We start from the raw sequence: 320 nt of genomic DNA on the forward strand, positions 1-320 counted from the left end.
ACCACCACCGGGCTGTCGGGCTCGATCTGCAACAGTCGTGCATGCACTTCGCCCACGGCTTCGGCGGTGAGGGTTTCCTCGGCACAGGCGACCACCTGGCCGCACAGCGCTTCGTAGATCGGATAAAGCAGCGGCCCCTGGCGATCCAGGTCGACCGTCAGCAGGGCCTGGAACGGCGCTTGCGGCAGCCAGATTTCCTCGGCCAGCAGCGGTGTGCCTTCCAGCAACCGCAGGCGGACCAGGCGGATCACTTCGGCCTCGGGCGGCAGCCCCAGTGCCTGGCTGACGGCGGAAGGTGCGGGCAGGGAATCGACGGTGAG

The 320-nt window shown here is 68.1% G+C and carries 1 protein-coding gene; it reads right to left on the reverse strand.

Annotated features, from left to right (window positions below):
• On the reverse strand, positions 1-320 hold a 320-nt coding region (locus HX773_RS25750), incomplete at both ends, for a GntR family transcriptional regulator (protein ID WP_176973842.1).

The sequence above is a fragment of the Pantoea sp. B9002 genome (assembly GCF_013385945.1).
GTDB lineage: Bacteria > Pseudomonadota > Gammaproteobacteria > Enterobacterales > Enterobacteriaceae > Pantoea.